The organism is Vibrio sp. V08_P9A1T1 (assembly GCF_963874405.1).
Classification (GTDB): domain Bacteria; phylum Pseudomonadota; class Gammaproteobacteria; order Enterobacterales; family Vibrionaceae; genus Vibrio; species Vibrio anguillarum.
In genome coordinates this window covers 5,635-19,564 of sequence record NZ_CAWNIB010000266.1, presented here as the reverse complement: position 1 = coordinate 19,564, position 13,930 = coordinate 5,635, and the positions used below count along the sequence as shown (strand labels likewise).

The window sequence follows — 13,930 nt, the reverse complement described above, 5'->3', positions numbered from 1 at the left end:
GTCCTAAAGGGTTGTTCGAGACTAGAACGTTGATAGGTTGGGTGTGTAAGCGCTGCGAGGCGTTGAGCTAACCAATACTAATTGCCCGTGAGGCTTAACCATACAACACCGAAGGGGTTTTGTGGGCTCAATTGAAGAACATTGAATGTGTGAATGAGAACGAAACAGCTTTCCGAATTAAGAAATTTGCTTGGCGACCATAGCGTTGTGGACCCACCTGATTCCATGCCGAACTCAGAAGTGAAACACAACAGCGCCGATGGTAGTGTGGGGTCTCCCCATGTGAGAGTAGGACATCGCCAGGCTTTGAATATTGTCTAACCAGACACGCTGCGGAGCGGTAGTTCAGTTGGTTAGAATACCGGCCTGTCACGCCGGGGGTCGCGGGTTCGAGTCCCGTCCGCTCCGCCACTTATTAAGAAGCCCTGCTAGTAATAGCAGGGCTTTTTTCGTTTGAGTAAAATAGCATTTTATTTTTTATCACTCTCAGGACAGTCGTGTGGTAGCTACACTTTGTTCAATCTATTCTTATTCTTTTCGGTCTCTATGTCTTAGGTATAAAAAAGCCGATGTATTAAACATCGGCTAGAGAGGTATGGTTCAGGAGATTTAGCTACGCAAAGCGGCTTTAGCTGACAGTGCTTTTTTATCTGAGTCTGAAAGAAAGGCTAATTCTAATCCGTTAATTTGCGCTTGTCTGATCTGCTCTTGAGAAAGGCCTGCTTGAAGTGCTGCAACTTCATATTCATGTGGAAGTTCAATACCTTCAACCGCTGGGTCATCAGTATTTAAACAAGCAAGTATCCCGTGCTCTAAAAACTGTTTTATAGGATGATGAGCAAGAGAGTTTACTGTGCTCGTTTGGAAGTTTGACGTTAGGCAAGACTCAATGCCAATACGGTGTTTGGCAAGATAATCCATTAGCTTAGGGTCATGGACGGCTTTTACTCCGTGTCCAATGCGTTCTGCACCTAACTCTTTAATTGCCTGCCACATACTTTCTGACCCCGCTGCTTCTCCAGCATGTACTGTAACTCTTAGTCCTGCATCTCGTACTTGTTTAAAGTGAGAAATAAATCGCTCGCCCGGCTGCCCAAGTTCATCGCCCGCTAAGTCGACTGCAACAATGTGCTGTTTTTGAGTCAAAATAGCGTCTAGCTCCTGCTGACAAGCATCGGTGCCAAATGTGCGGCTCATAATTCCTATTAGGTTAGCCTGAATACCGAAGTCTCGAACGCCCGCTTGCACCCCATCAACTACAGCCTCAACAACGCCAGCGATAGGCAATTGATGTTTCATAGCCATATAGTAAGGAGAGAACCTCAGCTCGGCATAATCAATTTGAGCATTTAAGGCATCTTCGACATTTTCGTAGGCGACTCTTCGGCAAGCATCGAGATCACCCAATACGGCAACTCCCCAATCAAGTTTTGATAAAAAGGCGACCAATGATGGTTCTGCTTCGACGATTTGTACATGAGGTGTGAGCTCTTCTATGTTGCCAGCTGGCAGCGCTACACCAAATCGTTGCCCTAGTTCTAAGATAGTTTTGGTTCGAATGTTGCCGTCAAGATGGCGATGCAAATCAGTAAGCGGTAGGTTTTTAGTTATCATTATGTTTTTCCGAAAGTGTGTATGGCATCAAGTATAAAAATCAATGTAGCCAGTGTCAGCTAGCAAAGAGTATTAAATCACCCAATTCTGTTTATTTGGCTTTTATGTTTACCATATCTGTTGACCATTCGTAAAAAGGGATGGCTTTACTAAACAGAAAGCCTTGTCCCTGAGTGCAGTTAAGCATGGTTAGGAGATGGACTTGCTCTTTGGTTTCAATACCTTCTGCTACAATTTCGACATTAAACCCACGAGTCATGTTGATGATTGCCGCAACGACTGAGCTACTGAGATTTGTCTGTTCGAGCTGCGATACAAACGCCCTGTCTATTTTTAGACAATCGAATGGAAGTTGATGTAAATAAGAAAGGGAGCTGTATCCAGTACCAAAATCATCTATCGCGATATGGATGCCCAGCTCTTTGAGTTTGTTCATGTTTGCTAAAATAACTGGGTCGTTATCAACAATTCTTGATTCTGTGATCTCTAAAGCGAGGTTATTGGGTTCAAGCCCCGTTCTTTCCAAAGTCGCTTTGAGTTCATGAACAAACTGAGGTTGAGATAGCTGGTTCACTGAGAGGTTGACGTGCATTTTAAACGTCGATCCCCATTTACCCATCTTGATGCCTTGCATCGTGTCAAAACACGCTTGATACAAGATTTGCTCACCAATCAGGCCAATAAAGCCGCTTTCTTCAGCGATAGGAATGAATTCCAAGGGGGGAATGATATCACCGCTTGGTGTCACCCAGCGTGCCAAGGCTTCAGCTCCGATGATATCTCCCGTTGATAAGTTTACAATTGGTTGATAATACGGAATATATTCTTTGTTCTCTATGGCAAGCTTAATTTGAGTGAGCATTTGCGTACGTTTACGAGAAACATCGTCCATCTCTGGAGAGTAATAGCAGATCCTTGAGCGCTCTTGCTTGGCGTGGCTGAGTGCGATGCTACCATTACGTAACCATAGCGCCATAGTATGGAGTGTGTCATTAGGGAGTACGATGCCAATGGAGGCATTGACGACCACTTTTTCATTATGCATTGAGAATGGGACAGCAAACATTTGTAATATGCTGTTAGCCGCGGATTGGGCTTCATTCTTTTGTTGTAAAGAGGGGATGTAAATAGCGAATTCATCACCACCTGTACGAGCAATACATGAGGTGCTTGCAAATAGTGTGCGTAATTTTTCAGCAATAATTTGTAATAGTAAGTCACCTTGCTGATGCCCCAAGCTGTCATTAATATCTCTGAATTTATCGATGCCGATAAGCAATAGGCTGCCATTAATTTGATTTAATTGACTAAAGTTATCAATTAAACCTTCACGGCTATAGAGCTTGGTTAGGGAATCGTAGATCAATTGGGAATGCAATGCCTTAAATGAGGCTTTTAGGTTGTTGGCCATTTCATTGAATGAATAAACAAGCAAACTCGTTTCATAAATATTGCCAGCTTTCGGCATGTTACTTTCCCAATCCCCTTTTGCTAGATGCTGAGCAGCAGCCGCGGTAGCGGTAATTGGAGTGGTGATTCGATTAAAGGCAATGAGCCCTATACCAATGCCGATAAGGCTGACAATACCGCCAATAATCCAACTGTTTTGTTGGTTTTCTGGCAATCGACCAAGTAGATCGGTTTCTGAAATCGAGACGCCAATAAACCATTCGATGCCATGTTTATCTTTAAAGGGAGTGAGATGATTAAAATAGCGGGTGCCATCAACTACCGTTTCGAATTTGTTGAGTGTTGCTGACAGCATTTTGTCATGGTTATCAATATAATGTGCACTGGCTTGGATCACTGGGTTGGCATTTTCGATAGCCAGTAGTCGCTCTCCTTTTGCCGACAGTTCGGTCCCCCAAGAGACAACGGTGCTGGTATTGGAGTGAGCCACCAATCTTTTTTCTGGATCAATAATATACACGTTGGCATGAGTTTTCTGTTGCAGTGAGGCCAGAAACGCATTGAACGTATCGATTTTCACATCAGTCACCAAAACACCGATGAATTTGTTCATAGAGAAAACGGGTGCTAAAGCAGAGAGCGTGATCTCTTGGCGTTCATCAACATTAGTGTAGATTGGCGACCAACTTGGGCTTAAACTTTGTGCAACTGGAGTATACCAGGGGCGAGTTCTTGGATCATAATCGGCAATGGTGGAGCGAATATCTTGATTGATGGTTTTTCCTGAGTAGATCACCAAGTTTTGCTGAGTTCGATTATCTTTCACCATCAAGGTGAAACTATCACCAATCTCTTTGCGAAAGCCCACGTACTCCGCCTGTTCGCCACCAAATCCGATCACATCAATTTGTTCTAGCGGTCGATAAAGCGTTTCAAAACTGGCAAGCAGATATCCTTCTATTTTACTGACATCGTCCGCAGAATAGAACTGACTAAAGCCGATCGTGTGGCTTAAAGTGAGGCTGGCTTGAAAAGGTTCATCGAGAAAACTGATCAGTCGCTGCTCTACATTGGCATTTAATGATGAAAGCTGTTTGCTGCTAATGTCATCAACCATCTCTTCATAACTGTATTTTTGTACACCCACAATCACTCCAATCGTTATGAGGAAAATCATAACAAATGGTAGAACAACGGCTGTTTTCAACGTTATTTGATTCGTAAATGACATGTCGTGTCTTCTGCATCCATACAAATTATCGGTAAAACACGCAAGGTGGTGGGTGATTGCATTGTGCCAGAAAGTGAATCACTGCACCTGATCATTAAAAAATTATCAGTAAAGTTCTTTTAACTTCCTTGTCAACGTATTGCGCCCCCACCCAAGCACCTTAGCTGCGTCTTGTTTGTGACCATTGGTGTGATGAAGTGCTGCTTCCAAAAGTATACGTTCAAATTCAGGAAGTGCATAAGAAAGCAGCTCTGTTTCTCCTGAAGCTAATGAAGATTTAGCCCAACTTGCGAGTTGTTGTTGCCAACTTATAGCACTATCAAAGTCACTATTTTTCTTTTCCGACAATAATTCGGAAGGAAGATCACTGGGTAGCACCTCGCTGCCACTGGCCATTACAGTTAACCAGCGACACATATTTTCAAGTTGTCGTACGTTTCCCGGCCATTCAAGACGATTCAAAATTTCAATGCTCTTAGGATGTAGCGTTTTCATTTCTACGCCTAATTCTTTTGCTGCAGAGGCGAGAAAGTGCTTGGTCAGTTTTTCTATATCTTGGCTTCGCTCACGTAGTGCTGGGATATGAATACGAATGACATTGAGACGGTGGAAGAGATCGTCACGAAACTTTCCTTGATGAACGAGTTTTTCTAAGTTTTGGTGAGTGGCGGCGACAATGCGTACATCCACTTTGATTGCTGAATGCCCTCCTACACGGTAAAACTGACCATCGGCTAAAACACGCAGTAGCCGAGTTTGAATGTCGAGCGGCATATCGCCAATTTCATCTAAGAATAGAGTGCCCCCGTTGGCCTGCTCAAAACGCCCTTGGCGGACACTGTTTGCACCGGTGAATGCTCCTTTCTCATGACCAAACAGTTCTGACTCGATGAGATCTTTTGGAATTGCGGCCATATTGAGGGCAATAAACGGTTTTTGGGCGCGTGGGCTATGGCGATGAAGCGCGTGAGCGACTAACTCTTTCCCGGTTCCTGATTCACCATTGATCAAGACTGAGATTGAGGAACGTGATAAACGGCCAATCGCCCGAAATACCTCTTGCATTGAAGGGGCTTCTCCAATGATTTCCGGTGTACTATCAACGCCAATCTGTTGATTGGATTGTTCTTTGCGCTGCTCCTGACTATGCGCAATGGCACGTTCAACCAAGGTGAGGGTTTCATCGACATCAAAAGGTTTAGGCAGATACTCAAAGGCACCCTTTTGATAGGCATTCACCGCGGCATCAAGATCTGAGTGGGCAGTCATGATGATGACGGGCAACTCAGGAGATCGTGAATGAACTTGGTTTAGCAGCTCAATACCATTCATGCCCGGCATGCGAATATCGGAAACGAGCACATCGGGCGTTTCTCTTTCTAGCGCCAGTAACACACTTTCGGCATCGGAAAACGTTTCGCATTTTATGTTGGCTGATGAGAGCGTTTTTTCCATCACCCAGCGGATCGAACTATCATCGTCCACCACCCAAACGTATCCTTTACTCATAATGTTTATTCCTTAGCAGCAAACCCAATCTGACATCGGTCAAATGGGTAAATAAATAGTAAATGTGGTTCGACCTGGCCAGCTTTCAACATCGATTTTTCCATTGTGCTGATCGATCAGGTTTTGTGAGATAGAAAGACCCAGCCCCGTTCCACCTTCACGGCCGCTGACCATGGGGTAAAACAGTGTGTCTTGTAATTCGGTAGGAATGCCTGGGCCGTTATCGCTGATTTCTATGCGTGCCACTAACTTATGGCGCTGTCCGTGAATATTGGCTTGGTGCACTGTTCTGGTGCGAAGTGTGATTTTACCATGCGGATCATGAGATAAAATCTGTGCCGCATTGCTGACGATATTCAGTAATGCCTGCTCGATTTGATCGGTATCCATCAAAATATCGGGCAAGCTGGGGTCATAATCTCGTTCAATCACCAAGTGTGTGCTGGCTTCTAGCTCAACCAATTGGCGGACTTTTTCCAAAATTACATGGAGATTTTCAGAGCACTTCTTGCCTGGTTTTTGTGGGCCGAGCAAACGGTCAACAAGAGCGCGCAGTCGATCGGCTTGTTCAATAATAATTTGGGTGTACTCAGTGAGACTGTGGTCCGGCAACATCTTTTCTAGCAGTTGCGCCGCGCCGCGTAGCCCACCTAATGGGTTTTTAATTTCATGCGCCAGCCCGCGAACTAAGAGTTTTGCCGCTTGCTGTTGGGCGTGCTGATTGAGCTCTTGTGTTAACCGTCGTTGTTGACCAATTTTGCGCATTTCGACCAAAAGCATCAGCTCGCGTTGCCAAGATATAGGGCTCACGGTCACTTCCAGCATCAGTGGCTTACCATCGACCACAAACGTAACATCGCTATCAGTAATACTTTGGCCACTTTGCAACGGCTGAGAAAGCAGCGCTAAATCAAGAGAAGCGTGCTGGATGAGTTTTGACAGTGGTTGGTTGATAATTCGCTTAGCACTTTGGGAGAAGAGTTGTTCAGCCGCTGGATTGGCATAACGGATACAAAGAGACTCATCGAGCATCAAGGTGGCGGTAACGATATTATTTAAAATCGTTTGGCTTAGCTCACAATTCACGTTTTCATCCTTGTCCGTGTTCCCAAATGATGCAATGCACAACTTTGGTGCATTGCATGGCTAAGTATGGCGCATCGGTGTCAGAAGAAAAAGTGAAACCTGTTGTTATATCGAGCTTATTGGCGAAGAGTTCATCACTTGATGCTGGCTCGATGTAAATGCACCGTCACAGGGTTAGACGATGCAATAATCTTGCCGTTTACAACTACTTGAATTAAAAAGCGATGCGTTCCTCTATCTAGATTTTTCAGCGTCCAAGTAGGTTGAGTGGCGGGGGCGCCATAGGCCTTGTCATTCATGACCAATTGCAACTGTTCATTGACGGTTAAGTTGCGATTGAGTTCGGCGTTGATTGAAATAACGCCCGCATTGCTGCGTAAGGTTTCATCGTCAGCCGGAGAGCGAATTGCAATGGTCAACGGTTCTATTTTGTTGACATGGGTTGCGGATTTTTCCTGTGGCAGATTTTTGGTGAGGTCAGTGACGGGGTGAGAGGTTTCAAAGGTTGGCTCAGGCGCATCGGCCTGAAAATCAGGAATCGAAATTTGCTTTGCTCCCTTATCCTGTGGGACATCGCTAAGATGCAACACGCCGTTTGCATCCACCCACGTATAGACGTTTTGTGCAATTGAAATCGCGGAATAAAGCATGATGAGTGTTAGGAGTAAAATTCGGATCAAATTCACAGTCATCCCCCTATATAGAGATGTTTTCACGTTAAGGGTATCGGCTTTCGAGTGCCGTTATTGTTGTAACGCTAATGTTACGACGTCCGGAATTAACCCCAAATATGAAAAAGGCTCACCTGCGAGGCGAGCCTGATAAATCCGTAACCTAAGTTACATTTTGCACCAAAGCTAAGAATTATACCGAGTAGTACAATTCAAATTCTAGTGGGTGAACGGCCATGTTGACGCGTTCTACATCTTTTGCTTTTAGCGTGATGTATGAGTTGATGAAATCATCAGAGAATACGCCGCCAGCGGTCAGGAATTCGCGATCTTCATCCAGTGCTTTTAGTGCCACTTCAAGTGACTCGGCTACTTTTGGAATCTCAGCGGCTTCTTCTGCTGGTAGGTCGTACAAATCTTTATCCATCGCTTCTCCTGGATGGATCTTGTTCTTGATACCATCAAGACCAGCCATTAGAAGAGCGGCAAACGCTAGGTATGGGTTTGCTGCTGGATCTGGGAAACGAGCTTCGATACGACGTGCTTTCGGGCTTGGTACTACTGGAATACGGATAGACGCAGAACGGTTACGAGCCGAGTAAGCTAGCATTACCGGTGCTTCAAACCCAGGGACAAGGCGCTTGTACGAGTTTGTTGATGGGTTAGCAAATGCGTTGATGGCACGCGCGTGCTTGATGATACCGCCAATGTAGTAAAGCGCTAAGTCAGATAGACCGCCGTACTTGTCACCAGCAAATAGGTTTACACCATCTTTTGCAAGAGATTGGTGAACGTGCATACCTGAACCGTTGTCGCCAACCAGAGGCTTAGGCATGAAGGTTGCTGTTTTACCAAAGGCGTGCGCAACGTTGTGCACCACGTATTTGTAGATTTGGATCTCATCGGCTTTAGTAGTTAGCGTATTAAAGCGAGTGGCGATTTCGTTTTGACCTGCAGTCGCTACTTCATGGTGGTGAGCTTCAACGACGAGGCCCATCTCTTCCATGATCAAACACATGGCTGAACGGATGTCTTGTGATGAGTCAACCGGTGCAACAGGGAAATAACCACCTTTCACACCAGGGCGGTGACCTTTGTTACCACCTTCAATTTCAGCGCCAGTGTTCCAAGCCGCTTCGATATCATCAATTTTGAATGAGGCACCAGACATATTGTTGGTGTATTTCACGTCATCAAAAAGGAAGAACTCTGGCTCTGGACCGACAAGAACGGTGTCTGCGATCCCTGTTGAACGCATGTAATCTTCTGCGCGTTTTGCGATAGAGCGTGGGTCACGATCGTAGCCTTGCATGGTTGCAGGCTCTAGAATGTCACAACGAATGTTAAGTGTTGCGTCTTCTGTGAACGGGTCAAGAACTGCACTTGATGCATCAGGCATCATCACCATGTCAGACTCATTGATTCCTTTCCAGCCAGCAACGGATGAACCATCGAACATCTTACCTTCTTCGAAGAAGTCTGCGTCGACTTGATGAGCAGGAATAGAGATATGTTGCTCTTTGCCTTTCGTGTCGGTAAAGCGCAGGTCAACAAACTTAACTTCGTTTTCTTGGATCAGCGATAGAACGTTTTCTACTGACATCTTGGATAACCTCCAGTGTTATTAAAGCGGTAATGGCCCGAATCGAATTGAAACTAGCATTGATTAATTTCATTCTAAACTTATTAATCGATGCTGTTTCTAATAAAGCTAAATTCGTGCCAATTAAATTAATCCTTTAATTTCAAGTGCTTTGGTTGTTCTTTGTCGAATTTTAATGCCTCTCTGCACCAAAAAGATCCTTATTTGCACTATTTTGGTGCCTTGAGTTTTATGTTGCACCATTAACTACCAAAGCGCACACTATTCAGCCTAGGTTTACTAGGCTTGTCAATGCTGATTTAGTCCATTTTGATGCAATTTGTTTTAAAGCAAGTAGCGGACTAAGCTTGTGGTGAGCGAAAATCAGCGCGATAGATCACATATTTCTAGGTTTTTCGCCAAAATCTGGTACATTATTGACCGTTTTTTTAATCAAGTTCTATGCTCGTTGCGGCCTCATGCCGAAGCGAGTTACTCCCTTAATAAGTGAAGCAAAATCCATGGCTACTCCACAGATTGATAAATTAAGAAATATCGCGATCATCGCACACGTTGACCACGGTAAAACAACGTTGGTTGATAAACTGCTGCAACAGTCAGGTACGTTAGAGTCTCGCGGTAATACGGAAGAGCGGGTCATGGACTCGAACGATATCGAGAAAGAGCGCGGTATCACTATCCTTGCAAAAAATACAGCCATTAACTGGAATGATTTCCGTATCAACATCGTAGATACTCCAGGACACGCCGACTTCGGTGGTGAAGTTGAACGTATCATGTCAATGGTTGACTCTGTTTTGCTGATTGTTGATGCGGTTGATGGTCCAATGCCACAAACTCGCTTCGTAACACAAAAAGCCTTTGCTCACGGTTTGAAACCAATCGTTGTTATTAACAAAATTGACCGTCCTGGTGCTCGCCCTGATTGGGTTATGGATCAAGTGTTCGACCTATTCGACAACCTTGGTGCAACGGATGAGCAGCTCGACTTTAAAGTGGTTTATGCCTCTGCACTGAACGGTTGGGCGACACTTAACGAAGGTGAAGTTGGCGAAAACATGGAACCTTTGTTCCAAGCGATCGTTGACAATGTAGAGTCACCACAAGTTGACCTTGATGGCCCACTACAAATGCAAGTTTCTCAACTTGATTACAGCTCTTACGTTGGTGTTATCGGTGTTTGTCGTGTGACTCGTGGTAGCGTAAAAGCGAACCAACAAGTAACAGTTGTCGGTGCTGATGGTAAGAAACGTAACGGTAAAGTTGGTACAGTTCTGGGTTATCTTGGCCTTGAGCGTAACGAAGTTGAACAAGCTAACGCTGGCGACATCATTGCGGTAACAGGTTTAGGTGAGCTGAAAATTTCAGACACCATTTGTGACCAAAACTGTGTTGAAGCCATGGTGCCACTATCCGTTGATGAACCGACAGTGACCATGACTTTCCAAGTCAATACCTCACCGTTTGCAGGTAAAGAAGGTAAATACGTGACTTCACGTAATATCCTTGAGCGTCTGCAAAAAGAGCTTGTTCATAACGTAGCATTGCGTGTTGAAGAAACCGACAACCCAGATCGCTTCCGCGTTTCAGGTCGTGGTGAACTTCACCTATCAATCCTGATTGAGAACATGCGTCGTGAAGGCTTTGAGCTTGCGGTTTCTCGTCCTGAAGTTATTTTGAAGGAAGAAGACGGCCAGAAAATGGAACCGTTCGAAACCGTAACGATCGATGTGATGGAAGAGAGCCAAGGCGGCGTGATGGAGAAAATCGGCCTACGTAAAGGTGAGCTGACGAACATGACTCCAGACGGCAAAGGCCGTGTGCGTCTTGATTTCATGATGCCTTCTCGCGGTTTGATTGGTTTCCAAACAGAATTCATGACCTTAACTTCAGGTTCAGGTTTGCTTTACCATACGTTTGATCATTACGGCCTGCACAAAGGCGGTAACATTGGTCAACGTAACAACGGCGTGTTGATCTCTAACGCGACAGGTAAAGCGTTGACTTACGCTCTGTTCAACCTACAAGAGCGCGGTCGCCTATTTACTGAGCACGCAGATGAAGTGTACGAAGGCCAAGTGATCGGTATCCACAACCGTTCTAACGACCTAACAGTGAACTGCTTGAAAGGCAAGCAGCTGACAAACGTTCGTGCTTCTGGTACTGATGAAGCGCAAGTATTGTCACCTGCAATCAAGTTTACACTTGAGCAAGCACTTGAGTTTATTGACGACGATGAACTAGTGGAAGTGACCCCACAGAGCATTCGTATCCGTAAACGTCATTTAACTGAGAATGATCGTAAACGTGCAAGCCGTGGCTAATACCGTCATGGTATAAGTTAACGAGTTAATCTAAGGGCGAGGAGTGTACTTCTCGCCTTTTGCTTATCTGCAATATAGTCAGTTTTAGGTATAGAATGGTGATTGATGATAAAAATAAGCAGGGAGAAGGCATTTGAAAATCAAAAAGCTTGGCAAACAATGTTTACTGTTTACGCGTTATTTACTCAGCCGGATGGATCATGACCGCGTCAATGTTAATGCGGGCTATTTGGCTTATATCACGTTGTTGTCGATCGTACCTATGCTTACCGTGCTGTTATCAATTCTCTCTTCATTTTCTATTTTTGCCAATGTCGGTATGGTTATTCAAGATTTTGTGATCACCCATTTTGTGCCTGCCGCAGGCGATGTAGTGCGAGAGGCGTTGCTCGAATTTATCGCGAATACAGGTAAGATGACGGCCGTGGGCGGGGTATTTTTATTCGTTGCAGCTTTAATGCTGATTTCTAATATTGACAAGAATTTAAACTACATTTGGCGAGTTAAAGATAAACGGCGCATGGTGCTCTCTTTTTCAATGTATTGGATGGTTCTTACGCTCGGGCCAATTTTAGTCGGCGCGAGTATTGCGGCAACCTCGTATATTACCTCACTCAAGATTATTGACAGCGAAGCACTCTCTGGTGCTTATAATTTGTTGCTGCGCTGGCTACCTTTTATTTTGTCATTCTCTGCTTTTGTCGGTTTGTACCTGCTGGTGCCGAATAAAAAAGTGCATCTTTCACACGCCTTGGTCGGGGCAATGGTGGCGGCTATTTTATTTGAGTTCAGTAAAAAAGGGTTTGCTGCTTATATTACTCAGTTTCCCTCCTATCAACTGATTTACGGCGCACTGGCGGCGATCCCTATTCTGTTTGTGTGGGTCTACTTATGCTGGATGATTGTGCTCGTTGGGGCGGAGGTGACGGCGACTTTGGGTGAAAAAGAGCACTGGAGCAATGAGCAAGAAATGCTAAACTCATTGCCTATCTCCGAGCAAATGATAAAGGGAAATCAGAGTGATAGCGTTGATCCAGAGAGTGAGTGAAGCGGCGGTACGTGTTGATGGGGAAGTGGTTGGCGAAATCAATCAAGGCTTACTGGTGCTACTTGGGGTCGAAAGAGATGACGATGAGGCAAAGGCCAAACGTCTAGTCGAACGCGTGACTCAGTACCGCGTGTTTGAAGATGAAGAGGGAAAAATGAACTTGAACGTGCAACAAGTGAACGGTCAGGTTTTAGTGGTGTCTCAATTTACATTGCCAGCCGATACCAAAAAGGGGACGCGTGCCGGATTTTCAAAAGGTGCACACCCTGCTGATGCTGAGCGTCTGTACGATTACTTTTCGGATTTGTGTGAGCACATTTTGCCAACTCAGCGTGGCCGCTTTGCACAAGATATGAAAGTCTCGCTGATTAATGATGGCCCAGTGACATTCTGGCTTCAGGTTTAATAAAGAAATGGATAGAGCCTCCTTCGTTGGGATCATGCGGAGTATGAGAGGCTGTGATTTAGGGATAACCAAATGTTTAAACTGATTACGCCAAGTACCGACAACCAACTGAATAAATACTACCATTTTCGCTGGCAAATGCTGCGTGAGCCATGGCATCTACCGATCGGCTCGGAGCGTGATGAGTATGATGGCATGAGCCACCACAGGATGATTGTCGATGGTCGTAACCGACCGATTGCCATTGGTCGCTTGTACATTACGCCAGATTGCGAAGGGCAAATTCGCTATATGGCGGTTAAAAGTAGCCGTCGCAATAAAGGTATGGGCTCTTTGGTGCTGGTGGCGCTAGAGTCGCTGGCTCGTCAAGAAGGTGCAAAGCGCCTAGTCTGTAGCGCCCGTGAAGATGCGATTGCATTTTATGAAAAGAACGGTTTTGAACGCCGGGGCTCGCTCAATGATGAACGCGGTCCGGTTCGACATCAACAAATGGTCAAACCGCTCGATCCCATGGCCAATGTGATTCGCAAACCTGAATGGTGTACTGAACTGCAAGAACGCTGGGCCACGCACATTCCTATCAGCGAAAAAATGGGCATTAAGGTGACTCAATATACGGGCTACCAATTTGAGTGCAGCGCTCAGCTCAATCCGAATTTGAACCCACACAACACCTTATTTGCAGGCTCGGCATTTACCCTTGCCACCTTGACCGGATGGGGAATGGCGTGGTTGCTGATGCGTGAGCGAAGCCTGAATGGCGATATTGTTTTGGTTGATAGCCGCATCCGCTATCGTCACCCTGTGGTGCATAACCCTTTAGCCTTCACTTCATTGGATGGCATTAGTGGCGATTTAGATCGTTTAGCCAGTGGACGTAAAGCGCGTATCGTCGTCAATGTCACTATCACCAGTGGCGGTAAACCCGCCGTTGAATTTACGGGAACCTATATGTTGATCCCCAATTACAAGGCATTGTTAGCCGCCGCATCATCGGCTGAGTAAGTATCGGTTTCTGGATCACACGA

At 45.3% G+C, this 13,930-nt stretch carries 10 protein-coding genes, 1 tRNA gene and 2 rRNA genes; 7 read left to right on the top strand and 6 right to left on the bottom strand.

What is annotated here, in order from left to right; genetic code table 11:
• The 3 genes from AACT21_RS12450 to AACT21_RS12440 all read left to right on the top strand — a co-directional run.
• Positions 1–102, top strand: a 23S ribosomal RNA gene (locus AACT21_RS12450); the annotation flags it as partial.
• 87 nt (positions 103–189) lie between these two features.
• A 5S ribosomal RNA gene (rrf, locus tag AACT21_RS12445) occupies positions 190–305 on the top strand.
• A 29-nt stretch (positions 306–334) separates the two neighbouring features.
• Positions 335–411 (top strand) — tRNA-Asp (locus tag AACT21_RS12440).
• A gap of 198 nt (positions 412–609) precedes the next feature.
• Here AACT21_RS12440 and add read toward each other — a convergent pair.
• From add to glnA, 6 genes are all read right to left on the bottom strand, one after another.
• Positions 610–1,614: an adenosine deaminase gene (gene add / locus AACT21_RS12435; protein WP_094125495.1), complete on the bottom strand. Its 1,005-nt coding sequence runs from the start codon at positions 1,612–1,614 to the stop codon at positions 610–612.
• 91 nt (positions 1,615–1,705) lie between these two features.
• The gene (locus AACT21_RS12430; RefSeq protein WP_445285942.1) at positions 1,706–4,255 is read right to left on the bottom strand and encodes an EAL domain-containing protein; all 2,550 of its coding nucleotides are present in this window, start codon (positions 4,253–4,255) and stop codon (positions 1,706–1,708) included.
• Positions 4,256–4,360: 105 nt separating this feature from the next.
• Complete coding sequence (gene glnG, locus AACT21_RS12425; protein ID WP_013855452.1) at positions 4,361–5,764, bottom strand: nitrogen regulation protein NR(I); 1,404 nt, start codon at positions 5,762–5,764, stop codon at positions 4,361–4,363.
• A 39-nt stretch (positions 5,765–5,803) separates the two neighbouring features.
• Positions 5,804–6,850 carry a nitrogen regulation protein NR(II) gene (gene glnL / locus AACT21_RS12420; RefSeq protein ID WP_026027507.1) on the bottom strand — a complete coding sequence of 349 codons (1,047 nt, stop codon included), beginning with the start codon at positions 6,848–6,850 and terminating at the stop codon, positions 5,804–5,806.
• A 134-nt stretch (positions 6,851–6,984) separates the two neighbouring features.
• The gene (locus AACT21_RS12415; RefSeq protein ID WP_017048709.1) at positions 6,985–7,566 is read right to left on the bottom strand and encodes a DUF4124 domain-containing protein; all 582 of its coding nucleotides are present in this window, start codon (positions 7,564–7,566) and stop codon (positions 6,985–6,987) included.
• Between the two features lie 148 nt (positions 7,567–7,714).
• Complete coding sequence (glnA, locus tag AACT21_RS12410; protein ID WP_017043509.1) at positions 7,715–9,124, bottom strand: glutamate--ammonia ligase; 1,410 nt, start codon at positions 9,122–9,124, stop codon at positions 7,715–7,717.
• 500 nt (positions 9,125–9,624) lie between these two features.
• Between glnA and typA the strand changes: the two genes are divergently transcribed.
• The 4 genes from typA (at position 9,625) to AACT21_RS12390 (ending at position 13,907) form a co-directional block, all read left to right on the top strand.
• Positions 9,625–11,448 (top strand): translational GTPase TypA, encoded by a 1,824-nt coding sequence (gene typA / locus AACT21_RS12405; RefSeq protein ID WP_010319743.1) that lies wholly within the window; start codon positions 9,625–9,627, stop codon positions 11,446–11,448.
• 133 nt (positions 11,449–11,581) lie between these two features.
• Positions 11,582–12,496: a virulence factor BrkB family protein gene (locus tag AACT21_RS12400; protein WP_017045688.1), complete on the top strand. Its 915-nt coding sequence runs from the start codon at positions 11,582–11,584 to the stop codon at positions 12,494–12,496.
• The gene (gene dtd / locus AACT21_RS12395) at positions 12,468–12,902 is read left to right on the top strand and encodes a D-aminoacyl-tRNA deacylase (RefSeq protein ID WP_013855445.1); all 435 of its coding nucleotides are present in this window, start codon (positions 12,468–12,470) and stop codon (positions 12,900–12,902) included. Before AACT21_RS12400 ends, dtd begins: the two co-directional genes overlap by 29 nt.
• Before the next feature lie 72 nt (positions 12,903–12,974).
• Positions 12,975–13,907, top strand: a complete 933-nt coding sequence (locus AACT21_RS12390; RefSeq protein WP_017043511.1) for a bifunctional GNAT family N-acetyltransferase/hotdog fold thioesterase — start codon at positions 12,975–12,977, stop codon at positions 13,905–13,907.
• Positions 13,908–13,930: the final 23 nt, after the last annotated feature.

Excerpts from the sequence above, each read along its gene's own strand:
- add (WP_094125495.1), bottom strand. The coding sequence starts at position 1,614 with ATGATAACTAAAAACCTACCGCTTACTGATTTGCATCGCCATCTTGAC.
- AACT21_RS12430 (WP_445285942.1), bottom strand. The coding sequence starts at position 4,255 with ATGTCATTTACGAATCAAATAACGTTGAAAACAGCCGTTGTTCTACCA.
- glnG (WP_013855452.1), bottom strand. The coding sequence starts at position 5,764 with ATGAGTAAAGGATACGTTTGGGTGGTGGACGATGATAGTTCGATCCGC.
- glnA (WP_017043509.1), bottom strand. The coding sequence starts at position 9,124 with ATGTCAGTAGAAAACGTTCTATCGCTGATCCAAGAAAACGAAGTTAAG.
- typA (WP_010319743.1), top strand. The coding sequence starts at position 9,625 with ATGGCTACTCCACAGATTGATAAATTAAGAAATATCGCGATCATCGCA.
- AACT21_RS12390 (WP_017043511.1), top strand. The coding sequence starts at position 12,975 with ATGTTTAAACTGATTACGCCAAGTACCGACAACCAACTGAATAAATAC.